The organism is Streptomyces sp. NPDC006544 (assembly GCF_040611715.1).
In the GTDB taxonomy this organism is placed as follows: Bacteria; Actinomycetota; Actinomycetes; order Streptomycetales; family Streptomycetaceae; genus Streptomyces.
In genome coordinates this window covers 69800-92100 of the sequence record NZ_JBEXOV010000012.1, presented here as the reverse complement: position 1 = coordinate 92100, position 22301 = coordinate 69800, and the positions used below count along the sequence as shown (strand labels likewise).

Annotated in this window: 20 protein-coding genes and 1 tRNA gene; 13 read left to right on the top strand and 8 right to left on the bottom strand. The window is 68.4% G+C overall.

All coding sequences use genetic code 11. From position 1 onward, the window contains the following. Positions 1 to 71 precede the first annotated feature (71 nt). Both ABZY44_RS08760 and ABZY44_RS08755 read right to left on the bottom strand, forming a co-directional pair. On the bottom strand, positions 72 to 338 hold the full coding sequence (locus ABZY44_RS08760; protein WP_266603592.1) for a hypothetical protein: 267 nt from the start codon (positions 336 to 338) through the stop codon (positions 72 to 74). Positions 339 to 647: 309 nt separating this feature from the next. After that, positions 648 to 1220 carry a DUF5994 family protein gene (locus ABZY44_RS08755; RefSeq protein WP_356651375.1) on the bottom strand — a complete coding sequence of 191 codons (573 nt, stop codon included), beginning with the start codon at positions 1218 to 1220 and terminating at the stop codon, positions 648 to 650. 322 nt (positions 1221 to 1542) lie between these two features. On the opposite strand from ABZY44_RS08755, the gene ABZY44_RS08750 reads away from it, so the two are divergent. From ABZY44_RS08750 to ABZY44_RS08710, 9 genes are all read left to right on the top strand, one after another. Then, positions 1543 to 2040 (top strand): DUF5994 family protein, encoded by a 498-nt coding sequence (locus tag ABZY44_RS08750; protein ID WP_356651373.1) that lies wholly within the window; start codon positions 1543 to 1545, stop codon positions 2038 to 2040. A 572-nt stretch (positions 2041 to 2612) separates the two neighbouring features. Then, positions 2613 to 3062: a helix-turn-helix domain-containing protein gene (locus ABZY44_RS08745; RefSeq protein WP_356651371.1), complete on the top strand. Its 450-nt coding sequence runs from the start codon at positions 2613 to 2615 to the stop codon at positions 3060 to 3062. A 39-nt stretch (positions 3063 to 3101) separates the two neighbouring features. Continuing rightward, entirely contained in the window at positions 3102 to 3752 is a 651-nt protein-coding gene (locus tag ABZY44_RS08740; RefSeq protein WP_356651369.1) for a PIN domain-containing protein, read from the top strand. Between the two features lie 284 nt (positions 3753 to 4036). Then, positions 4037 to 4612, top strand: a complete 576-nt coding sequence (locus tag ABZY44_RS08735) for a hypothetical protein (protein WP_356651367.1) — start codon at positions 4037 to 4039, stop codon at positions 4610 to 4612. Further along, the gene (locus tag ABZY44_RS08730) at positions 4570 to 4770 is read left to right on the top strand and encodes a hypothetical protein (protein ID WP_356651365.1); all 201 of its coding nucleotides are present in this window, start codon (positions 4570 to 4572) and stop codon (positions 4768 to 4770) included. Before ABZY44_RS08735 ends, ABZY44_RS08730 begins: the two co-directional genes overlap by 43 nt. Positions 4771 to 5255: 485 nt before the next feature. After that, a complete protein-coding gene (locus ABZY44_RS08725; RefSeq protein ID WP_356651363.1) occupies positions 5256 to 5606 on the top strand; it encodes an SseB family protein in 351 nt (116 codons plus the stop codon). Continuing rightward, complete coding sequence (locus ABZY44_RS08720) at positions 5593 to 6144, top strand: hypothetical protein (RefSeq protein WP_356651361.1); 552 nt, start codon at positions 5593 to 5595, stop codon at positions 6142 to 6144. Before ABZY44_RS08725 ends, ABZY44_RS08720 begins: the two co-directional genes overlap by 14 nt. Further along, entirely contained in the window at positions 6141 to 10670 is a 4530-nt protein-coding gene (locus ABZY44_RS08715; protein ID WP_356651359.1) for a DUF6531 domain-containing protein, read from the top strand. The genes ABZY44_RS08720 and ABZY44_RS08715 overlap by 4 nt, the downstream gene beginning before the upstream one ends. After that, positions 10667 to 11116 carry a hypothetical protein gene (locus ABZY44_RS08710; RefSeq protein ID WP_356651357.1) on the top strand — a complete coding sequence of 150 codons (450 nt, stop codon included), beginning with the start codon at positions 10667 to 10669 and terminating at the stop codon, positions 11114 to 11116. The genes ABZY44_RS08715 and ABZY44_RS08710 overlap by 4 nt, the downstream gene beginning before the upstream one ends. 127 nt (positions 11117 to 11243) lie before the next feature. Here ABZY44_RS08710 and ABZY44_RS08705 read toward each other — a convergent pair whose 3' ends face one another. The 3 genes from ABZY44_RS08705 to ABZY44_RS08695 form a co-directional block, all read right to left on the bottom strand. Then, a complete protein-coding gene (locus ABZY44_RS08705; protein WP_356651355.1) occupies positions 11244 to 11825 on the bottom strand; it encodes a hypothetical protein in 582 nt (193 codons plus the stop codon). A gap of 198 nt (positions 11826 to 12023) precedes the next feature. Beyond that, positions 12024 to 12266 (bottom strand): restriction endonuclease, encoded by a 243-nt coding sequence (locus ABZY44_RS08700; RefSeq protein WP_356651353.1) that lies wholly within the window; start codon positions 12264 to 12266, stop codon positions 12024 to 12026. 1053 nt (positions 12267 to 13319) lie between these two features. Continuing rightward, positions 13320 to 13390: transfer RNA gene (locus ABZY44_RS08695), tRNA-Gly, on the bottom strand. A 454-nt stretch (positions 13391 to 13844) separates the two neighbouring features. On the opposite strand from ABZY44_RS08695, the gene dcd reads away from it, so the two are divergent. Next, positions 13845 to 14432 (top strand): dCTP deaminase, encoded by a 588-nt coding sequence (gene dcd, locus ABZY44_RS08690; protein WP_356651351.1) that lies wholly within the window; start codon positions 13845 to 13847, stop codon positions 14430 to 14432. Next, on the top strand, positions 14429 to 14929 hold the full coding sequence (locus tag ABZY44_RS08685; RefSeq protein WP_356651349.1) for a phosphoribosyltransferase: 501 nt from the start codon (positions 14429 to 14431) through the stop codon (positions 14927 to 14929). The genes dcd and ABZY44_RS08685 overlap by 4 nt, the downstream gene beginning before the upstream one ends. Positions 14930 to 15050: 121 nt before the next feature. On the opposite strand, the gene ABZY44_RS08680 is transcribed toward ABZY44_RS08685, so the two are convergent. The 3 genes from ABZY44_RS08680 to ABZY44_RS08670 form a co-directional block, all read right to left on the bottom strand. Beyond that, entirely contained in the window at positions 15051 to 15974 is a 924-nt protein-coding gene (locus ABZY44_RS08680; protein WP_356651347.1) for a Yip1 family protein, read from the bottom strand. Between the two features lie 418 nt (positions 15975 to 16392). Further along, a complete protein-coding gene (locus ABZY44_RS08675; protein ID WP_356651345.1) occupies positions 16393 to 18846 on the bottom strand; it encodes a (Fe-S)-binding protein in 2454 nt (817 codons plus the stop codon). A gap of 135 nt (positions 18847 to 18981) precedes the next feature. Continuing rightward, positions 18982 to 19509 (bottom strand): sugar transferase, encoded by a 528-nt coding sequence (locus ABZY44_RS08670; RefSeq protein ID WP_356651343.1) that lies wholly within the window; start codon positions 19507 to 19509, stop codon positions 18982 to 18984. 253 nt (positions 19510 to 19762) lie between these two features. Between ABZY44_RS08670 and dnaK the strand changes: the two genes are divergently transcribed. After that, positions 19763 to 21610 carry a molecular chaperone DnaK gene (dnaK, locus tag ABZY44_RS08665; RefSeq protein WP_356651341.1) on the top strand — a complete coding sequence of 616 codons (1848 nt, stop codon included), beginning with the start codon at positions 19763 to 19765 and terminating at the stop codon, positions 21608 to 21610. Further along, on the top strand, positions 21610 to 22287 hold the full coding sequence (gene grpE, locus ABZY44_RS08660; protein WP_356651339.1) for a nucleotide exchange factor GrpE: 678 nt from the start codon (positions 21610 to 21612) through the stop codon (positions 22285 to 22287). The genes dnaK and grpE overlap by 1 nt, the downstream gene beginning before the upstream one ends. The last annotated feature ends 14 nt before the right edge of the window (positions 22288 to 22301 follow it).

Below are 22301 nucleotides of genomic sequence, written 5' to 3'. Positions count from 1 at the left end.
ACTAGGGCGTTCCTTCCGAATCAGGCCGGGCCCGTGGCCGTCCCTTCCTCGGCGGCTTCTCTCGGGGCTCCTCAGATCTCGTCGGAGTGTGCGCCGGTGCCGGCGGGGGTCCTGCTGGCGGCCAGCCACGAGCGGGCGGGGCCGGCGGGCGTCGCCGTGTCCACGGTGAGGTGGAGGCGGGTGTTGCCGTCGAGGGCGGGGTAGCTGCGCTGTTCCGCGCCTGCGAAACAGCGGCGGAGCGCCTCCGCGACCGCTCGGGCGGCTTCCGGCGTGTGCGCGATGATCCGGACCTCGGCATGCCCGAGTGACGGCAGGGTCTGGGTCTCGATGTACTTCACGTGGGCGTGGTTCCCTTCGGGGTGGGCGAGAGGCCGGCGGGTCGGGGCGCCGAAGCACCCCGACCGCTGCCCCCGGTCGGAGGAAGATCCGTTCCTCACCGGTCGGCACCCGTGTGGTGGGCTCGACGACCGGTGTCGTCCGGCAGGCCCGGAGGCCTCGACACTGGGGGTCACTGAAGCGTTGGGCCTCGATGAAGCGGCAGGCCTCGATCCGGGCGTCGTCCCGGGCGTTCAGCACGTGGATCCAGCGCATGGCGACGCCGATCATCAGGATGACCGCCGCGACGAGGACGAGGGTCTCCACGGAACTCACCTCCGGCCGTTCCCGGGCAGCGGCAGGGCGGACCGGCCCATCGGCTCCCCGAAGGGCGACATGCAGGCCCCGCCCTCGTCCTCCCAGGCGGCTTCCCGGCGGCGGGCGTCGCGGATGCCGCGCCCGATGACGGTCTCGTTGGCCATCAGGACGCCCGCGGTCAGGACGCTGCCCGGGATCGCGGCGGCGGCCATCAGCCTGGCCGCGGCCGCGGGCTCGGTCTCGGGCGGGATCACGAGCAGGTCCCAGCGGCCGACGGTGTAGGAGAGCAGGATCAGCTTGTCGGGGTCCTGTTCGGCGAACCAGCCCACGTGCAGCAAGCGCCCGTCCACGGCAACCGTGCGCGGGACGACCGGCCAGCGGCCGGGGTTCACGCTGACACGGGTGACGCGCCCCCAGGGCGCGTCCAGAGCGGCGGCGAGAGCGGGGAGCTCGGCTCCGAGGTCACGAGAGCGGGGCCACCAGGCACCGTCCAGCTGACCCGCGAGGGAGCTCTTCGGCGTGAGGGACAAGCGGGCCGGGCGCAGGACAGCAGCCGGCTGCGCAGCGCGGTCGAGGGTCGTGGTCATGTCGCGGACCCGTCCCCGGGCCGTTCGCGAACGGCCCGGTGCAGTGATCGCCGGAAACGACGTCCGCGTGGGAGCGGGTGTGCGAAATACTCCCGGTCTCTTCACCGTACTCCGGTACGCGATCCAGGAAGCCGCTTCTGGCCAGGCATTTCCGGCGCCGACGGCGGGAGCGGCGCTGTCGGGTCCCCTCGCCGCACCCTGCGCGGGCGGAGTACCGTGAAGCGACGGGGGCGTCCCCCAGCCCGAAGTCCTCCCGACGCCGCTGCCGGCCCTCGCGCGGGGTGCCTACGTACCGCAGTACCGCAAGACAGGCGGAACGACCATGGCCGCATCCGACAACCCCGCCCCGCCGAAGCTCCTCCCGGACGCGATCCACCACGCGGTCAAGCCGGGCGCCGCCCTGCTCCGCCTGGAGACCACACAGTCCCGCCAGGGGCTCCTGGACGGCGCCTGGTGGCCGCGCTCCAGGGACGTCACGACCGAGCTGCCCGCCCTGATCACGGCACTGACCGCGCACCTCGGGCCCATCACCCGGGTCGGCCTGGACGCCTCCGCCTGGCAGGACGTCCCGACCCGTCTGGTCATCGACGGCCGGGTCGTGCACCTCGACGCCGACCCCGTCGGCGACGACACCGTCCTCGTCACCCGCGGCCACAACGACCACTTCGCCCTGCTGGTGGTTCCCCCGGACACCACCGCCGACGCCGCCCGCGAAGCGATGGCCCGAGCCGTCCGCGCCGACAACATCACGCAGGCCAGTCAGATCCTCATCGCCACCACACCCGAACCTGAGGACGGCGCCGCCGATGCGGCAGGCTGACCCCGAATCGTCGTCTCCGGTGACGAATCCGTGCGGAGTTCCTCGGCGTCGAGGCGGCGGATGCCGCCTCCGACAGGGCCGGTGCGCGGGTCTTCGACGAGCGCGCCCACCGGATCAGCGTCCAGACTCGCCGGGGCCGGATCGCGGTCGCCGAGTCGACGAACGTCACTCGACATCCGGTGTGGGAAGCACCCGGCACTTGGGCCCATGTACGGCGCCTGACCTGCAAAGACGTCCGCTGACGGCCTAGTCGTGATCGCTTCGTCGGGCCTCTTGCCGACCGCTGTTTACCGCCACTACTGGCACGTTGTGGCACGGGCTCCCATGTGGGGTCCGCGGCGGTGCCGGCGGGGAGGATGTCCGGTCGTGCGGTGCCGGCTTGGCGTGCCGCCGGCTACGTGTCCGCTCCGGGGGCTTCGCCGGACCGGCGGCCCGGCAGAGCCGAGAAGGCGGGGGCGGATCCCTCCGGCGGGCGCAGCCAAGGCGCATCCTCTCAACGGGTGCCCACGCTGGAGGGCCAGGTTACAGTTATTTCAGATGCACTCTCGCCGAGTCAGTGATTGGAGGCGGCCATGGCTCGTTCCAGCGTCCTTGCCCGTGCTGGGAAGGTTGAACCGAACCCCTCGCACCAGGGCGCGCTCGCTGCTGCTGCTCGGATGGCGCCGGACTCGGTCGAGCTCCTGGTGCGCACCCCGGACGGCGGTGAACTGACACTGCCGAGGGAGTTGGTCCGCGTCCTTCTGGCCTCGGCCGGTGAGCTGGCGCGCGGGCATGCGGTGACGGTCCTGGCGTCCGAGGTGCAGTTGTCGCCTAATGAGGCGGCTGAGCTCCTGGGCCTGTCCCGGCCGTTCGTCGCCCGCTTGCTGGACGCCGGTGACATCCTCTCGACGAACCTTCCCGGCAGCAGTCACCGCATGGTCCGCCTTGCGGACGTGCTGGCGTTCCAGCAGCAGCGTGAGCGCCGCAGGGAAGGGCGGCGTCAGATCGCTGACGCTTTGGAGGGCTCCGACCTGCCGTACTGACGTGGGTGTCACCGGTAGCTGTGAAGGTGGAGGAGGAGCGTGGCGGCGCGGGTCTTCGTGGACACCAACGTCTTGTTTCCGTTCTCGGTGATGGACGTGATGCTGGCCCTCACGGAGGACTTCGTCCACGAAATCGTGTGGTCCGAACGCCTGCTCGCGGAGTGGGAGCGGGTCATCGTCCGGGAGGGAAGGCGTTCGGCGGAGTCGGCTACCGCGGTGACCCAGGCCGTTCGACGCTTCTTCGCCGACGGTGAGATCCCGGCGGCGGCCTACGGGCACCTCGTGGATGAAATGCCGGGCAATGACCCCGACGATCGGCACCATGCGGCGGCAGCGGTGGCCGCACGGGCGGACGCCCTGATCACGTGGAACCTCGCCGACTTTCCTGCCGGTGACTTGGCCGAGCAGGGAGTGCGGGTGATCGACCCGGATTCCTATCTGTGCGGGCTGTACGGCGAGTTGCCGCACGAGGTGGCGCAGACGGTGATCAGGCTCGCCGGAGAGAAGCGCAACCCGCCCGTCACGATCGCTGATGCTGTCGCCCGACTCGCGAAAGCCGGCCTGCCGCGCTTCGCGGACCTCCTGACGCATCACCTCGGACATTCACGAGGTGATGCGGGCGCAGATGGCGCGCCTGCGGTGCGCGACGCCGAGAAAGGTCTAGGGAACGAAGAAGGCCCAGGTCGCTGACCTGGGCCGGCTGTTCGCCGCCTCTACTGGCACGTAGTGGCACGCCCCTTGGGTGGCGTGCAGGTGCGTCGGTGACCGCCTCCTGACGGGCGAGACGTCAGATCGAGAGAACGGCGGAACCTCAGGCCTCGGACCTGGGGCTGCTGTTCACCGCTTCCAGGGTCACGGCTGGGCACAGAGCGCGGAGGGTGCCCCACCCTGCGGAGACTCGTTTGATCGAGCCACTCCGGCCACGATCCACTCAACTCGGCGTCGTTGTCAGTGCCTCTTTCTAAGGTCACCGCATGACGACATTCCGTTCCGGGTTCACGCTCTGGCAGATGGTCAGCGGGGCTCGGGAGCTCACTGAGCACCCGAGCGTGCTGGAGCGCATCGATGCGGTGCTGCGCATCATGGGTCCTGCCTTCGGCAGAACTGGGTACGGCAAGGGCAGGCCGTTGGTGAACGCCTTGGAGGATGTTGCCCAAGAATCGCTCCTGCTCGGAGACTTCGCTCTTGCGCAGCGATTCCAGCGCTTCGCCGCCTACGCCGGTGGCGAACTGTTCCTCGAAATCCTGGAGAACTATTACGACGAGAAAGCTCGGCATCGTAGCGAGGAAAGCATGCGCAGGCTGGTGGCCCTGGGCGCGGATCGAGCGGTGGCCGTTTTGGACGCCCTCTCCAAGGACAACCCCGAGGCGACGATGGCCGATGCGCGGGACCTCCTTCGCGGGATAGCCCTGTCCGTAGACCACTTGGGCCTCGGTATGGGGGAGGGCGGGATTCGACTGATGCACATCTGGACTGGGCAATCGGACGTTAGGAGAGTCGCTCTGTCATGTACTTCACGACTTCGTCGGTGGGGTTGCTCGCCGGCGTGATCGTCACGCTGGCCTACTTCGCACTGGTGGGCTATCTGGTCAGGTCGCTGCGCAGCACCCGGCGACTTCCCGCGGTCATTCTGGCCGTCTCGGGTCTGGTCGGAGCGCTGCCGGCCATCCTCTACGCGCTCTACCGCGCGTTCAACGTGACCGCCTGAGGCGCTGGGCATTCACGTAGCTTCAGCGCCCCGAGGGCTACGACACGGTACGCGTCGTAGCCCTCGTTGTTGGCGTGCGCGAAGGTGCGTTGCGGGTGCAAGCGGCATCGACTCAAGTCATCGGGCTGGCGCGATCTCGCCTTCCGTCCTCGGTCGTCCACGCATGTGGAGGCAGGGGCTCCACTGGGCCGGTGAGGGCGCCCGGGGCGCCCTCGTGGGCCATGGGTGTGCACGCGCCCACCCGACTCAACGGGCTGATGGGCGGGGTGGGGTGGCCAAATCGTTCCGGTGTTGGGGTTCGCGTCGCCCCGCTTCACGCCGCCCGGAGGTCCTGCCCGTACGAGCGCCCGCAACCTTGTCCACACTCCGCCGACGCCACGACATGGAGTGCCAACAGGGAATAGAGCCAAGAGAGATTGCACACGTGTACGATAATTCCCCGTAAGTTGTCAGCCAGTGATAGCGCGAGCGGACTGAGGGGGCGCATGTCGCTGCGTGATCTGATACGCGACGAAATGGTCGCGTCGATGTCTCCTTCCGAGCGGCTGGCCGCGATGCACTCTGCGCGCCTGTACTTCCAACGCCCGGACGAACCCGGCTTTTTGGTCTCTGAGACGGAGGGGGGCCCGGTGGTGCCGGTCTTCACCTCCTGTGAAGCACTCGGGCTGTTCGCCGGGCCCTGCGGGTGGGCGTCTACGACAGTCGCGGACTTGGTGGATCTACTGCCCGAGGGCGTGCGCGCGTTGGTGGATCCGCTGGGTCCGCGGACGTTCGTGCTGGACGCGGAAGCACTCAAGGCCACGGACACGCAGGGGGAGCGCAATGGCGGAGCCTGACACGGGAGAGCCGGGTGTGGCACCGGGTGACGGCTACAAGATCGAGATCGCCTCGGTGCGCAAGGTGCTGACGCCGCTGGAGGAGTCCGTGGTGGCCGCGCACCAGATCAAGCGTGACTGGAGCGCGATGTCGGCGCAGATCGCGAACTCGGCCGATTTCGAAATTCGATCTTCGACCGAGAAGATGCTCTCGGCATGGGGCTTCGGCATGGGGCGAGTGGCTGAGCACACGGACACGGTGGTGGCGACGCTCCGGGAGGTCCTCGCCGCCTACGTGCTGGCCGATCTGCTGCGTATCAAGGACTTCTCGCCGACCGCGGCCAACATTGCCAAGCTGCCGTTCGGCGAACAAGGCATGAAGGCGTGGCAGGAAGGGTCCAGGCCGAAGTTCGATCCGCCGCCAGAGATCTATCAGGAGCCGTGGCTGGACGACGGCGACACCGGCAATTACCAGGACGTGCCCCAGCGCCCCCGCCTGCGGGTCGACGGCGGCTGGGAGGTCGACGGCGGGTCGAAGTCGAAGGGGCCGGTCATATGACGAGCCGCGATGCGATGGAGGGCGGTGGAGTCGAGCGCATACCTCCCCATGCCAAGCCCAGCGACGTCATTTACGGCAACTCTATGGACGTCGATGATCTCGCCCTCAAACTCCTGGCCTATGCAGGCGCGTTCCAGGACGGAATGGACAAGCTGGTCGACCTGTCCTTGATGGACTGGACCGGGGCCGGCGCGGAGGGGTTCAAGGACGCGACGAAGAAGCTTCCCCAGGAACTGGAGTCCGCGCAGAAGTACTTCGAGGCCTCCGGGAAGGCGCTGGACTCCTACGCGTACAAACTGCGCTCGGTTCACACGCGTCTCAGGCCGATCATCGACGACGCGGACGAGGCACGGGCGACCTCCAAAAACTACTGGAACCGTGTCACGGACTACAACGCCGCCTTGGATCGTAAAGATGATCCGCTGCCGGAGCGTCCGCCGGACGACGATCCCGGCCTCGGCGCGTTGAAGGACTGTTACGACCGCTTGGACAAGCTGGAGAGCGAACTCCAGACCGTCATCGACTCGGCCAAGCGGCAACTTGACACAGCGGCGGAGAAAGCCCCTGACAAGCCCCCGCCCCGCAAGGGGTGGGACAAGTTCGAGAAGGGGCTCGGTGATTTCTTCGGCGGCGCGGGCGACACCATGCGCGGCTGGTACGAGGGTTTCGACGACCTCGTCCGCGACGGGCCTGACGGCGCCGGTCTGCACCTGGCGGGGATGGTGGACGGCGCCTCCTATGCCGTCCAGCACCCCCAGGAGTTTGCCAAAGCCGTCGTCAACTGGGACGAATGGCAGCGAAACCCCGCCCGCGCGGCCGGGCAGCTCACCCCCGAACTCCTCCTGGCCCTCGCCAGCGGCGGCACCGGCGCCATGCGGCGGGGCGCCTCCGCCGCCAAGAGCGCCGCGCAGCGTCTGAGTAAGCGGGAGCTAGGCCTGCGCCGGGACGGCAGCGCCCGGGCGCGGACGGAAAGCGATCCGGACAGGAACACCACGCCGAACGAGGAGCGCCCCACGGCCGGCGAGCCGATCGACGTGGCGACCGGCGAGATGGTCATGTCCGCCATCGATGCCACCCTGCCCGGCGCCCTGCCGGTGGTCCTGGAGCGGCACTACGTGTCGGGGCATCCGTGCGGGGGGTGGTTCGGCCCCACCTGGGCGGGCACGCTGGACCAGCGTCTGGAGATCGACGGGGCGGGTGTCGTCTACATCACGGACGGCGGCATGCTGCTGACGTATCCGGTGCCGACGCCCGATGTGGCGACGTTGCCCACCTCCGGTCCCCGTTGGCCGCTGTACTGGGACGGCAAGCCCGACGGCGCCTTCCGTATCGTTGTCCCGGATCGGAATCGCACCCTCCACTTCGCCCCGCTGCCAGTGGGCGGCCGTGAGCTGGCTCTGACGGCGATCACCGACCGGACGGGCGACGGCGACCGCATCGACATCGCCTACGACGCTCAGGGAGCGCCGAAGGAGATCACCCACTCCGGCGGCTACCTTATCGCCGTAGACACCGACCCCAAGCTGCTACGGGTCACAGCCCTGCGTCTCCTGCACGGCGAACAGCGCGAGCACAGCACCACCCTCACCTCTTACGGGTACGACCCCGCGGGCAATCTGATCGAGGTTTTCAACTCGACCGGCAAGGCACTGCGTTACCGGTACGACGAGGAACACCGTGTGACGTCGTGGACGGACCGCAACGGCTCGACGTACGGCTATGTCTACGACCACCGGGGCCGTGTCCTGCGCGGCATCGGTCCGGACGGCATCCTGTCGGGTCGGATGCACTACGACGCGGCCGACCGCATCACCCGGTACACCGACTCACAGGGCAACACCAGCGCCTACGTCTGCAACGAGGCGTACAAGATCATCACGTACATCGACCCGCTGGGGAACACCACCCACACAGAGTGGGATGAGAGCAACCGGCACCCCATCGCCGTCACCGACCCCCTGGGGCGCACCACGCGCTACCGTTACGACGACGGGGATCGGCTGATCGCCGTCGAGCGGCCCGACGGCACCGTGGCCGGGACCGTCTACGACGACCATGGCCTGCCGCTGGAGACCCGCCAACCGGGCGGGGCAGTGTGGCACCACACGTATGACGACCGTGGGGCCCACACCTCCACCACCGACCCCAGCGGCGCCGTCACGCGCTACGGCTACAACAGGTCGGGCCATCTGACCTCCATCACGGACCCGCTGGGCCACACCACCAACATCACCACGGACGCGGCGGGTCTCCCGGTCGAGACGACCGATCCTGTGGGGCGCACCACTTCTATGCGCCGGGGTCCGCACGGCCAGGTCACCGCCGTCACCAACGCGCTGGGCCAAACCACGCGTCACGGCTGGACGATCGAGGGGATGCCCGCCTGGCGTGAGGGGCCGGACGGCGCACGCGAGGTGTGGCAGTGGGACACCGAAGGCAACCTCGTGCTCCACACGGATGAGGCCGGACATACCACCACCTACACCTACACCTACTTCGACCAGCCCGCCACGAGGACCGACCCCGACGGCGCGCAGTACTCCTTCGCGTACGACACCGAGCTGCGCCTGATCAAGGTCACCAACCCCCAGGGGAAGCGGTGGCATTACACGTACGATGCGGCAGGCCGTCTGGTCGCTGAAACAGACTTCAATGGGGCCGTACGCAGCTACGAACGAGACGCGGCGGGCCGTCTCACGGCCCAGACGAACGCGCTGGGCGAAAGGCTGAGCTACACACTCGACGCGCTCGGGCGCATGGTCACCCAGCACGACGAGACCACCGGCGCCGTCACGACCTATTCGTACGGCGCGAGCGGCGCCCTGCTCCGCGCGGAGAACGCGGACACGGAACTGACCAGGGAGCACGACGCGGTCGGCCGTGTCGTCTCGGAAACGGTCAACGGACGCATCAGCGCTTACACGTACGACGCCATGGGCCGCCGCACCCAGCGCACCACCCCTTCCGGCCTGTGCTCGGAGTGGATCCACGACCCCGCGGGTCGCCCTACCCGGCTGAGCAGCGCCGGCGGAACCATTGCCTTCGCTTACGACGCCGCCGGCCGCGAGACCGAACGACGCATCGGCGACGCCACCACCCTCACGCAGACCTGGGACAGGGGAGACCGCCTCACCACGCAAACCCTCGCCACCCGCTACCAGTCCGAAACGGACCGCATCTTCCAGCACCGCACCTACGCCTACCGCCCCGACGGCTACCTCACCGAGATCCGGGAGCTCACGACCGGGACGCGACGTTTCGCGCTGGATCCCGCGGGCAGGGTGACGGGCGTTCAGGCACACGGCTGGAGCGAGAAGTACGCCTATGACTCCACGGGCAACCAAACCCACGCCGAAGCACCGCACCACCCCTCGTCCGGAGCCCGGGCCTACGAGGGCGCCCTCATCCGCCGGGCGGGCCGCACCACCTACGAACACGACGCCGCCGGTCGTCTGATCCGCAAGACCCGCAGGCTCCTCAACGGCCAGACCCGTACATGGACCTACACCTGGAACCCGGAGAACCGCCTCACCAAGTCCGCCACCCCGAGTGGCGAGGAATGGACGTACGCCTACGACCCCTTGGGCCGCCGCATATCCAAAACCGGCCCGGACGGCACTCCCCTCACCTTCACCTGGGACAGTACCCAGCTGGCCGAGCAGTTCGCCTCGGACGGCACGGCGACGACGTGGGACTACGCGCCGGATACCCACCGCCCGATATCCCAATCGACACGTCAGAGGCTCGAGGCTCGGACCGATACCGCCAATTCGATACTCGACCTCGCCGACACCACCCCCCAGTCCGAATTCGACGCCCGATTCCTCGCGATCGTCACGGACCTGGTCGGCACGCCCATCGAACTGGTCACCCCCGACGGTGCCCTCGCCTGGCAATCCCGAACTACCCTCTGGGGCACCCCCCTCCCCGATTCAGAGGGCGGGGTGGACTGCCCGCTCCGCTTCCCCGGTCAGTACGCGGACGAGGAAACCGGCCTCAACTACAACTACTTTCGGTACTACGATCCAGAAACCGCCCGTTACGCCACACCGGACCCGCTTGGGTTGGTCCCAGCGCCCAACGCGGTGGCGTATGTTCGTAATCCACACAGCTGGGCCGACCACCTTGGGCTTGCCGGGGAGCCGGAATGGGCAAATCCCGAAGATCTGAACTTTTCCCAGCGCACCGTTTCTCCGAACGACTACGTGGAGAAGATGCGCTCCGGGGAGTGGGATTGGCAACGCCCTGGAACAGCCTTGAAGGTCATGGAGGTGGACGGCCAGCTGGTGTCATACGACAACCGGCGGCTTGATGCGGCGCGCGAAGTAGGGAGGCCGGTAATCATCGAGCGAGTCGACCCGAATGCGATTCACCCCGATTCGACAACCGGACGGACATGGGCGGAGCAATTCAGAAGGCGCATGAATTCTGGGCGGAACAGAAATGAACTAGGCGAGCCGGTCCCCCCGACGGGACTGCAGGAGAGGCCACAGCACGTGCGCAACGGAAAGTGCAAGCCAAAATGACCGCGATCGAACGCCTATGGGCTGATTTTGAGCTTCCCATCAGGGATGCCCTGCATTTTGCAGACGGGCACTCCTATGATGTTGACCTTGACTCCGACGCGCCGGGCGGTTTGAGGGTGCTCGCCCCGTTCGACTTGGATGAGATCCTGGAGAGCGATCCGTCGTGGGTGTCTTCGGTCGATGGGCTGGCGGCAGTGGACCTGGGGAGTAGAGGGCTGCTTTGGGGCGGCGAGGGCTCGTACGGATCAGAGGGGTTCATTGCGCGGTTGGCTGTTGACCGTGCGCTGATCTGGGCGATCTTCTTCACGGAATCCAATCCATTTGATCGGATCCGGCTGTCCGGAGACCTGGCCACCTTTAGCTCAACCTCGGGGTTCGAGATCACAGTTGACATCGATGATCCACGAACTGTGATCCCCGGACCTGCATCGAACCGAACGACGTAATGCCAGTCTCGTCCGGTCGCAGGAGAGCGCGGCTGGGGCATGAAGCAGGTTGCATGGGGCCGGTGTAGGCGCTCGGAGTCTCCAGGCCGGCGCCGGCCCCTGCGTCGCGCCCCGAGGGCTTCACGCCCTACGGCCGGGCCAACGCGTGGTGGCGGGAGCATGGGCAAACCGGCCATCGGTACGCGGTCCTGCCGGCGAGTTCCCGGCGGTCTCTGGAGCCGCGCAGGCTCGCAGCCACGAAGACCGCACACACAACACCAACGCCGAAGAACTCGAGCTGCTTCTTGTCCTGGCGCGTGAATCCATCGTCCGTGGCCGCAACCGCTGCAGCCTCCTGCGCTGTGGGGGTGGTCTTCGCGGCCTCGGCCCGATTCTCCTTGCTGAAGTACAGCAGGGCAGCCACCAGCACGATCCCCACGTATCCGATAACGACCGCTGCCACGATCGCCCCACTCACGATGCTGCCGATCACGGTCGTAAATGACTTCCAGGGCGAACGGAGTGGCCGGATGTAGACCGCCCGAATGTCATCCCACGGCACGGAATTGCTGCACCCAAGTTCGGCGGCAGCGTTGCGTCCTCTGTCGATGCGTTCTTCGGCGGCTGCGGTGTAGCGGGCACGAACGCGGTCGCGGTAGCCGGGCCGGGTTGCGGTTGCCGGCGGTAACGGAAGCGTCGGCGGGGCCGCGGTTACGGTCGGCACGGTCAAGGTCGTGGTCCTCTCTCGGGGTCACTCAGGACACGCCAGCGTCTGGGCCGCCGGTTCCGTTCACCAAGGCACGTTCGAACGCCCGTGACGACGCGCTGCGCACCCTGCGGTGCCGGACTGGCTGAAGCGGTGTTGCAGGGAGCTGTCTGGCCTACCTCGGGCACGGGCCGGAGCCTCCTGTGAGGTGGTTCAGGCGCCTCACGAGAGCGAACTCGGTCTCCGGGGTGGTGGGACGGCGCGAAGGAGTTCCCACAGTGGGCGGGAGCCGCTGGCCCATTGGGCGAGGAGGTGGCGGTCGACGAGGTGGAGGCGCTGGGACTTGGCGAAGTCGAGGGCGGGCCGGGAGAAGCGGCCGTTGGTGAGCATGACCAGCACGTCACCGTTATGCACCTGGCGGCCGGTGCCGTTCAGGACGTAGAAGGTCTCGCACGGCGTATTCAAACTGGGTGTATTGAAGGCCGTCCAGGTGTTCCACTACATACCGGAGCCCCTGGGCTCGAGTGGCCTCCCGACGGGCACGCTCCTTCTGCAGGTACATCCCCACGGCAATCGCGCTCGCTAGAGCTGCGACCGGGAGTGCGAGGACCCAGGGGTGATCGGCCAACCAGGCCTGCACCGCCAAGAGGAAGCCGGATGCCCAAACACCGACCAGGCCGAGCACTAAGAAGAACTGGAAGTCGGAACGCCTGCCTACGTGGCCGACTGCCTCGGTTTGGCCGACGTCGAGCGGGACGGCGAGTCACCGGCCGCTCCCTGCGCTGGGGAAGACAATCGGATACGAGACCGTGGGCTGCGGCAGCGGCGCCTGCTGGTTCTCCCAGGCCGGCCACTTGATCGGGTGACCACCGTCGACTGCGGCCTGGGTAACTCCTGACCCGAGCCTGTTCCGGCCCCCGCGGATGTTGTTCCGTTCCCGAAGACGATCACTCCGGCGACGATCAGGCCGAGCGTCGCGGTCTCCCGCCGTGCCCCGGCAGGTAGCCGGACGTGGCCTTTGACCCGGGTGCCGTCTGCTCGGAAGTAGTCATTGATCCAGGGCACAGCTGTATCCCCCCACCAGTCGCGATGCGCCTCCCTGCGCACCGAATCCATGAAAGCACTCGCCACTGACAACGCGTCACCCGCTTGTCACCACTCGTGATCATCTGTCGAATCGGGGCGAGCCCGCCGACGCTTCGACGGGGAGTGCCTTCGGTGGCATTCGGAGGGGCGGAGGGGGCGTTGCGCCGTCGCCAACTTCGCCGTGCGGACGGTGTGGTTGAGGGCTGCCTTCAGGGTTGCGAACAGGCGAATCCAGGCGACCGTGTGGCGTGGGTCACATGAAATGTGTCTCGCGATCCGAGGCGACTTCGCGTCCGAGCGGTGCACGTGGTGCGCGAAAGGCCCTCCGGGCGGGGCGTTTCTGCGAGTTAGGGCACGCGGAGGGCATGGAAGGGTCTGAGAGGTCTAGACAACAAAGAAGGCCCAGGTCGTTGACCTGGGCCTTCTTGCAAGAGCGGATGACGGGAATCGAACCCGCGCTATAAGCTTGGGAAGCTCATGTTCTACCATTAAACTACATCCGCACGGCTGTCCAGCTGCCTGGATCCGTATCGTTTCTCACCCTACCCCATGATCGCCCCCCGGTGAATTCACCCTGGGCGCGTGGTCGCGTGTGTGGTGCACGGAGGGTCGTGGGAGCGGGAGTTGGGGCGTACCTTGTGCGTGCGGAGCGGCGGCTGGAGTGGGTCTTGTTCATCCCCTAATGTGGCGATTCATCGCAGTACGGCTGTTTGGGGAAAGGGACTCGATGGAGCACACCGTCGTCCGTTGTGCCGAAGGGCACGTATTCAGCACCGCTTCGTTCCCGCTGCAGCACCTCGGTGCCGGCCGGATCGGGCCGGGACGGCTGTTGCGGTGTCCGCGCTGCGCGCGGTTGCGGCACGCCGTGCCCGTGGGGGCGGCGGCGAAACGGTAGACACCGGCGCGCGGGGACCGCCTCGATTGGGGCGGTCCCCGCGCTCTGCGTATCCTCGGGACGTGCTTCTCTCTGACAAAGACATCCGGGCCGAGATCGACAGCGGACGGGTTCGCATCGACCCCTTCGACGAGTCGATGGTGCAGCCCTCCAGCATCGATGTACGTCTCGACCGGTTCTTCCGGGTGTTCGAGAATCACCGCTACGCCCACATCGACCCCGCCACCGAGCAGCCGGATCTGACCCGGATGGTCGAGCCGGAGGGGGACGAGGCGTTCATTCTCCACCCGGGCGAGTTCGTGCTCGCCTCGACGTACGAGGTCATCTCGCTGCCCGAGGACATCGCCTCCAGGCTGGAGGGGAAGTCCAGCCTGGGCCGCCTCGGCCTGGTGACGCACTCGACCGCCGGTTTCATCGATCCCGGGTTCTCCGGGCACGTGACCCTCGAGCTGTCGAACCTCGCCACGCTGCCGATCAAGCTCTGGCCTGGTATGAAGATCGGGCAGCTGTGCATGTTCCGGCTCAGCTCGCCCGCGGAGTTCCCGTACGGGAGCGAGCGGTACGAATCGCGGTACCAGCACCAGCGCGGCCCGACGGCCTCGCGGTCCTTCCAGAACTTCCACCGCACCCAGGTGAGGCACGAGGCATGAGCGACGGAGTGCGCGAGAACCTGGACTACGAGGGCTTCGGCCGCGCCGTGCGCGAGCTGGCGCAGACCATCGCCGACGACGGCTACGAGCCCGACGTCATCCTGAGCATCGCCCGTGGCGGAGTCTTCGTGGCGGGCGGCCTGGCGTACGCCCTGGACTGCAAGAACATCCACCTGGTGAACGTCGAGTTCTACACCGGTGTGGGGACGACCTTGGAGATGCCGGTCATGCTGGCGCCCGTCCCCGAGGCGATCGACTTCACCGACAAGAAGGTCCTGATCGCCGACGACGTCGCCGACACCGGCAAGACGCTGAAGCTGGTGCACGACTTCTGTCTCGGGCACGTCGCCGAGGTCCGCTCGGCCGTGATCTACGAGAAGTCGCAGTCGCTCGTGAAGTGCGAGTACGTGTGGAAGAAGACCGACGAGTGGATCAACTTCCCCTGGTCGGTCGAACCGCCCGTCGTCAAGCGTGAGGGACAGGTTCTCGACGCCTGAGCGTCGTGCACGAGAGAGACGTGTACGAGTGGGGCCCGCCGCGCGCAAGCGCGGCGGGCCCTCTTCGTTTCGGACGACGTGCGCCGGTGCGCGTGCGCGTGCACGTGCCCGTGCTCGTGCGCTAGATCGTGCCCAGCTTGATGATCGACAGCAGGGCGACCAGCTGGATCGCCGAGGCGCCCAGGGCCTTCGGCCACCGCAGGTCGTGCGAGGTGGCGACCAGCGAGGTGAGGAGGGCGCCGGCCGCCACCCAGGTGGCCCAGCCCAGCACCTGTACGAGCATGTTGTCGCCGCCCAGGAACATCGCGAACAGCAGGCGCGGGACGTCCGTCAGGGTCATCACCAGCATCGACAGTCCCACCGTCGGCTGCCAGGCCCCGTCACCGCCCAGCTGGCGGGCCAGGGTGTGCGTGACGGCGCCGAGGATCAGGCCGCAGATCACGAAGGCCACGCCCGCCGACAGCACGATCGGGACGGCCTTCGAGAGGGTCGCGTTGATGACGTCCTTGCGGGCGTCGTCGAGGCCGAAGACGGCGAGCAGGCCGTAGAGGAAGGTCACGGTCAGCGCCGGCCCCCAGACGGCGTAGTCGCGCATCTGCAGGAAGGTCGGCCCCGGCCGCATGACGATGCCGCGCAGCAGTTCCTTCCAGGGCAGCCGCGGACCGGTGGGGGCGGCGGCCTGGGCCGCGCCCGCCTGGTACGTGGCGCCCTGGTTGTACGGGTACGGGTCCTCGCCGATGGCGAAGGCCTGGGTGTACCCCGGGGCGTCGCTCGGGTTCCCGGCACCGGGTCCCGGGCCGTGCCCGTACCCCGGACCCTGCCCGGGGCCGTGGCCACCGTGCGGGTCGAAGTACTCGGGCTCGCCGTGGTCCCCGGCGGCGGCCTGCTGGGGCCACTGCTGGGGAGCGTAGGGCTGCTGGCCGTACGGTGCGGGTGCCTGCGGCCCCTGGTGGGGCGCCTGCTGCTGACCGTACGGCTGCTGCCGCGGGGGTTGTTGCGGGGTGCGGTTGTTGTCCCGGCCGCGTCCGATCCTGAATCCAGCCACGTGATCGAAAGTACCCGCTCCGGAGCGGCGCGGTGGCCGGGGTGCCCGAAGTGGCAGCCTTTGCGGCTGACCTGTGACATCCCCTAGGGGGTACCTGGAGGGCCATCTCGGGGTGGGGTACGGGGCGGCGGTGCGTCCGCGGGGAGCCGAGGGGAGGGGGTCAGGGGGCCATGGCTTCGTGGGCGCTGTCCCTGTCCCCGCCGCCATCCCCGTCACCGCCGCCCGTCCTGACCGGGGCATAGGCGGGCCGCGGGCCGGGGGAGGGGATTAGGCGGCGGGCGTGGGGCTTCGGTGCCGCTGCGCGGGGCGGATTCCCCACCCCCCCCCATCCCCAAACCGTGGCTCCGCCCCGGACCCCGGACAACGGAACGGCCCGTCCCCAGGGGGGACGGGCCGTTCCGGCGTTTCGCCGCGCGGGCTACTTCGCCTCGGCGTCCGCCTCCGGCGCAGGCGCCTCGGCCACCGGCTTCGCCTCCGCTTCGACCGGAGCCTCAGTCACCGGCTTCGCCGCCTCAGCGGCGGGCTTCGCCTCAGTCACCGGCTTCGCGGCCACCGGCTCGGGCTCAGTCACCGGCTTCGCGGCCACCGGGTCGGGCTCCGCCACCGGCTTCGCAGCCACCGCCTCCGGCTCTTCCTCCGGCTCTTCCTCCGCCACCACCGGCTCCGGCAGCTTCACCGACTCCAGCAGCAGCTGCGCCACGTCCACCACCTGGACGTGTTCCTTCGCCTGGCCGTCGTTCTTCTTGCCGTTCACCGAGTCGGTCAGCATCACCAGGCAGAACGGGCAGGCCGTCGAGACGATGTCCGGGTTCAGGGACAGGGCCTCGTCGACGCGCTCGTTGTTGATGCGCTTGCCGATCCGCTCCTCCATCCACATCCGCGCGCCACCGGCGCCGCAGCAGAAGCCCCGCTCCTTGTGGCGGTGCATCTCCTGCTGCCGCAGGCCCGGCACGGCCGACATGATCTCGCGCGGCGGCGTGTAGACCTTGTTGTGGCGGCCGAGGTAGCACGGGTCGTGGTACGTGATCAGACCCTCGACCGGGGTGACCGGGGTGAGCCGGCCCTCGTCGATCAGGTGCTGGAGCAGCTGCGTGTGGTGGATGACCTCGTACTCGCCGCCCAGCTGCGGGTACTCGTTCGCGATCGTGTTGAAGCAGTGCGGGCAGGTCGAGACGATCCGCTTCGCCGACTTCGGCTTCTTCGTCGCCGGGTCGTCGTCGTCCTCGCCGAACGCCATGTTCAGCATGGCCACGTTCTCCTGGCCGAGCTGCTGGAACAGCGGCTCGTTGCCCAGGCGGCGCGGCGAGTCACCGGTGCACTTCTCGTCGCCGCCCATGATCGCGAACTTGACGCCCGCGATGTTCAGCAGCTCCGCGAAGGCCTTGGTGGTCTTCTTGGCCCGGTCCTCCAGGGCGCCGGCGCAGCCGACCCAGTAGAGGTAGTCGAACTCGGAGAGGTCCTCCGCGTCCTTGCCGATGATCGGGACCTCGAAGTCCACCTCCTTGGTCCACTCGACCCGCTGCTTCTTCGCGAGGCCCCAGGGGTTGCCCTTCTTCTCCAGGTTCTTGAGCATCGTGCCCGCCTCCGACGGGAACGCGCTCTCGATCATCACCTGGTAGCGCCGCATGTCGACGATGTGGTCGATGTGCTCGATGTCCACCGGGCACTGCTCGACGCACGCACCACAGCTCGTGCACGACCACAGCACGTCCGGGTCGATGACGCCGTTCTCCTCGGCGGTGCCGATCAGCGGGCGCTCGGCCTCCGCGAGGGCGGAAGCGGGCACGTTCGCCAACTGCTCGGGCGTGGCCTTCTCGTTGCCCTCCATGTCCTTGCCGCCGCCCGCGAGCAGGTACGGGGCCTTGGCGTGCGCGTGGTCGCGCAGGGACATGATCAGGAGCTTCGGGGACAGCGGCTTGCCGGTGTTCCAGGCCGGGCACTGCGACTGGCAGCGACCGCACTCCGTGCACGTGGAGAAGTCGAGGATGCCCTTCCACGAGAACTGCTCGACCTGCGAGACGCCGAAGACGTCGTCCTCGCCCGGGTCTTCGAAGTCGATGACCTTGCCGCCGCTGGTCATGGGCTGGAGCGCGCCGAGCGCGACCGCGCCGTCCGCGTTCCGCTTGAACCAGATGTTCGGGAAGCCGAGGAAGCGGTGCCAGGCGACACCCATGTTGGTGTTGAGCGAGACCACGATCATCCAGATCAGCGACGTGCCGATCTTGATCATCGCGGTGAAGTAGATGGCGTTCTGCAGCGCGCTCGCCGAGAGCCCCTTGAAGGCCAGGACCAGCGGGTACGAGACGAAGTACGCCGGCTCGTAGGAGTCCACGTGGTGGATCGCGCCCTCGAGGCCGCGCAGGCACAGGATCGCGAGGCCGATGGTGAGGATGACGTACTCGACGAAGTACGCCTGCCAGGCCTTGGAGCCGGTGAAGCGCGACTTGCGGCCGGCCCGCGAGGGCAGCGACGCGAGGCGGATCCCCATCAGGATGACGATGCCGAGCACGGTCATCAGGCCGATGAACTCGATGTAGAGCTCGAACGGCAGGAAGCCGCCGATGACCGGCAGTACCCAGTCGGCCTCGAAGAGCTGTCCGTACGCCTGCAGCAGCGTCGGCGGCAGGGTGAGGAAGCCGATGGCGACGAACCAGTGCGCGAAGCCGACGAGGCCCCAGCGGTTCATCCGGCTGTGGCCGAGGAACTCCCGGACCAGGGTGAGCGTTCGTGCTTTCGGATCGTCCGTGCGGCTGCCGGCCGGTACGGGCTGTCCGAGCTTCACGAAGCGGTAGATCTGCGCCACGGCTCGTGCGAGCAGCGCGACGCCGACCACGGTCAGGACCAGCGACACGATGATCGCGGCGAGTTGCATGGGAGGGCTCCTCGGGCGGGACTTACTAAGCGGTAACTTATCCAGTCAAGGCTTGAGGTTACCCAGTCCCGACGCCGCAATGTAGCCGAGCGCGCGGTGATCTGCGTCGCTCGCCCCCGGCTCGCCGCCCCGGCCTCACGGCCGCCTGTGCCGCCAGGCCGCCCGAGGGGTCTGCGCGAGGATCGCCAGGTCCATCCCCAGCCAGTGGTTCTCCACGTAGTGCCGGTCCAGCAGGTGCATCTCCTCCCACGGTAGGTCCGAGCGCGCGCTCACCTGCCACAGCCCCGTCATCCCGGGCCGTACGAGGAGCCGCTCGGGCCGGTCCGTACGGGGCTGCGGGCGCGGCCCGACCAGCGACATCTCCCCCCGTGCGACGTTGAGCAGCTGCGGCAGGCCGTCCAGCGCGCACCGCTCCAGGGCCGCCCCGGCCCAGCCCTTGCCGACCCGGAACCGCCAGGCCCCGTACGGCCGCCCGCCGGCTCCGGCCGCCTGTTCCCGTACGAGCACGCGTGCGCCCTGGGCCGCGTACAGCAGCCCGGCGATCAGCAGCATCGGTACGAGGAGCACCCCGAGCAGGAGCACCGCCCCGGCGAGGTCGAGGATCCGTTTGGCCGGGGGCGGGGCGGGGACACGGAGCGGGAGGTGCTGCGTGAGCGACGGCATGCCCGCACGTTGCCGTACGCCCGCCGCCCCGGTGGCGGTGCCGCGCGGTGGTGACCGGCGGGCATCGCCCGCTCGGCCCCGTGAAGGGGAAGGGTGGAGGGCGGGGGAGGGCGCCGGGGCGGGGGCGCCGAAGCCTGGAGTGAGCGTAAGGGGAGCGTAAGAGTTGAGCCCCCTCGGCTCAGCTCTGTTGACGAAGCCTCCGGTGTGGTGCACTCTTGAGTCTGTTCCACTCAAGTCAGCTGGAGGAATCAAAATGGCACGTGCGGTCGGCATCGACCTGGGCACCACTAACTCCGTCGTCAGCGTTCTGGAAGGCGGCGAGCCCACCGTCATCACCAACGCCGAGGGCGCCAGGACCACGCCGTCCGTCGTCGCCTTCGCCAAGAACGGCGAGGTCCTCGTCGGCGAGGTGGCCAAGCGCCAGGCGGTCACGAACGTGGACCGCACCATCCGCTCCGTCAAGCGCCACATGGGCACTGACTGGAAGATCAACCTGGATGGCAAGGACTTCAACCCGCAGCAGATGAGCGCCTTCATCCTGCAGAAGCTCAAGCGCGACGCCGAGGCGTACCTGGGCGAGAAGGTCACGGACGCGGTCATCACCGTCCCGGCCTACTTCAACGACTCCGAGCGTCAGGCGACGAAGGAAGCCGGTGAGATCGCGGGCCTCAACGTCCTGCGCATCGTCAACGAGCCGACCGCCGCGGCCCTGGCCTACGGTCTCGACAAGGACGACCAGACGATCCTCGTCTTCGACCTCGGTGGCGGCACCTTCGACGTGTCGCTCCTCGAGATCGGCGACGGCGTCGTCGAGGTCAAGGCCACCAACGGTGACAACCACCTCGGTGGCGACGACTGGGACCAGCGCGTCGTCGACTACCTGGTGAAGCAGTTCCAGAACGGCCACGGCGTCGACCTGTCCAAGGACAAGATGGCGCTCCAGCGCCTGCGCGAGGCCGCCGAGAAGGCGAAGATCGAGCTGTCCTCCTCCACGGAGACCTCGATCAACCTGCCCTACATCACGGCTTCCGCCGAGGGCCCGCTGCACCTGGACGAGAAGCTCACGCGCGCCCAGTTCCAGCAGCTGACCGCGGACCTGCTCGACCGCTGCAAGAACCCGTTCCACAACGTCATCAAGGACGCCGGCATCCAGCTGTCCGAGATCGACCACGTGGTCCTGGTCGGCGGCTCCACCCGCATGCCGGCCGTCGCCGAGCTCGTCAAGGAGCTCACCGGCGGTCAGGACGCGAACAAGGGCGTCAACCCGGACGAGGTCGTCGCCCTCGGCGCCACCCTCCAGGCCGGTGTCCTCAAGGGTGAGGTCAAGGACGTCCTGCTCCTCGACGTGACCCCGCTGTCCCTCGGTATCGAAACCAAGGGCGGCATCATGACCAAGCTCATCGAGCGCAACACCACGATCCCGACCAAGCGGTCCGAGATCTTCACGACGGCCGAGGACAACCAGCCGTCCGTGCAGATCCAGGTCTACCAGGGCGAGCGCGAGATCGCGGCGTACAACAAGAAGCTCGGCATGTTCGAGCTGACCGGCCTGCCGCCGGCCCCCCGTGGCATCCCGCAGATCGAGGTCTCCTTCGACATCGACGCGAACGGCATCATGCACGTCACGGCCAAGGACCTCGGCACGGGCAAGGAGCAGAAGATGACCGTCACCGGCGGCTCCTCGCTCGCCAAGGACGAGGTCGACCGCATGCGCCAGGAGGCGGAGCAGTACGCGGACGAGGACTCCCGCCGCAAGGAGGCGGCCGAGTCCCGCAACCAGGGCGAGCAGCTCGTCTACCAGACGGAGAAGTTCGTCAAGGACAACGAGGACAAGGTCCCGGCCGACGTCAAGGACGAGGTCGAGGCGTCCATCGCCGAGCTGAAGGAAAAGCTCAAGGGCGAGGACACCGCCGAGATCCGCACCGCGACCGAGAAGCTCGCCGCCGTCAGCCAGAAGCTCGGCCAGGCGATCTACGCCGACGCCCAGGCCGCTCAGGGTGCCGCCGGCGCCGAGGGTGCTCAGCAGGCCGCCGACGCCAACGACGACGTCGTCGATGCCGAGATCGTCGACGACGAGAAGCCGAAGGGCGGCGCTGCCTGATGTCGGAGGAGACCCCGGGGTTCGAGGAGAAGCCCGAAGTCCCCGCCGACGGCACGCCTGACGCCGCCGCCGAACCGAAGGCCGCAGCTTCCTCCGAGGAGGAGGCCGCGGCCCCGGCCGGGGACTCCGCGGCAGCACAGACCGCCGGCCGGGAAACAGCTCTCCTGGCCCAGCTCGACCAGGCCCGCACCGCGCTCGGCGAGCGCACCGCGGACCTCCAGCGGCTCCAGGCGGAGTACCAGAACTACCGCCGCCGGGTGGAGCGGGACCGGATCGCCGTCAAGGAGATCGCGGTCGCGTCCCTCCTGACGGAACTCCTCCCGACCCTGGACGACATCGGCCGGGCACGGGAGCACGGCGAACTGGTCGGCGGCTTCAAGTCGGTGGCCGAATCGCTGGAGACCGCCGCGGCCAAGATGGGCCTGCAGCAGTTCGGCAAGGAGGGCGAGCCCTTCGACCCGACGATCCACGAGGCCCTGATGCACTCGTACGCGCCGGACGTCACCGAGGACACCTGCGTGGCGATCCTGCAGCCGGGGTACCGGATCGGCGAGCGTACGATCCGCCCCGCGCGGGTCGCGGTGGCCGAGCCCCAGCCGGGCACGGCGCCGAAGTCCGAGGCGGCCGAGGCCGAGGCCCCGTCGGACAAGGACGCGGATGCCCCCGACGAGGGCTGACGCTGAACACGTCG

Coding starts and splice junctions, on each gene's coding strand:
- ABZY44_RS08755 (WP_356651375.1), bottom strand. CDS start 1,220: ATGACCACGACCCTCGACCGCGCTGCGCAGCCGGCTGCTGTCCTGCGC.
- ABZY44_RS08750 (WP_356651373.1), top strand. CDS start 1,543: ATGGCCGCATCCGACAACCCCGCCCCGCCGAAGCTCCTCCCGGACGCG.
- ABZY44_RS08745 (WP_356651371.1), top strand. CDS start 2,613: ATGGCTCGTTCCAGCGTCCTTGCCCGTGCTGGGAAGGTTGAACCGAAC.
- ABZY44_RS08735 (WP_356651367.1), top strand. CDS start 4,037: ATGACGACATTCCGTTCCGGGTTCACGCTCTGGCAGATGGTCAGCGGG.
- ABZY44_RS08730 (WP_356651365.1), top strand. CDS start 4,570: ATGTACTTCACGACTTCGTCGGTGGGGTTGCTCGCCGGCGTGATCGTC.
- ABZY44_RS08725 (WP_356651363.1), top strand. CDS start 5,256: ATGTCGCTGCGTGATCTGATACGCGACGAAATGGTCGCGTCGATGTCT.
- ABZY44_RS08720 (WP_356651361.1), top strand. CDS start 5,593: ATGGCGGAGCCTGACACGGGAGAGCCGGGTGTGGCACCGGGTGACGGC.
- ABZY44_RS08715 (WP_356651359.1), top strand. CDS start 6,141: ATGACGAGCCGCGATGCGATGGAGGGCGGTGGAGTCGAGCGCATACCT.
- ABZY44_RS08710 (WP_356651357.1), top strand. CDS start 10,667: ATGACCGCGATCGAACGCCTATGGGCTGATTTTGAGCTTCCCATCAGG.
- ABZY44_RS08685 (WP_356651349.1), top strand. CDS start 14,429: ATGAGCGACGGAGTGCGCGAGAACCTGGACTACGAGGGCTTCGGCCGC.
- ABZY44_RS08675 (WP_356651345.1), bottom strand. CDS start 18,846: ATGCAACTCGCCGCGATCATCGTGTCGCTGGTCCTGACCGTGGTCGGC.
- ABZY44_RS08670 (WP_356651343.1), bottom strand. CDS start 19,509: ATGCCGTCGCTCACGCAGCACCTCCCGCTCCGTGTCCCCGCCCCGCCC.
- dnaK (WP_356651341.1), top strand. CDS start 19,763: ATGGCACGTGCGGTCGGCATCGACCTGGGCACCACTAACTCCGTCGTC.
- grpE (WP_356651339.1), top strand. CDS start 21,610: ATGTCGGAGGAGACCCCGGGGTTCGAGGAGAAGCCCGAAGTCCCCGCC.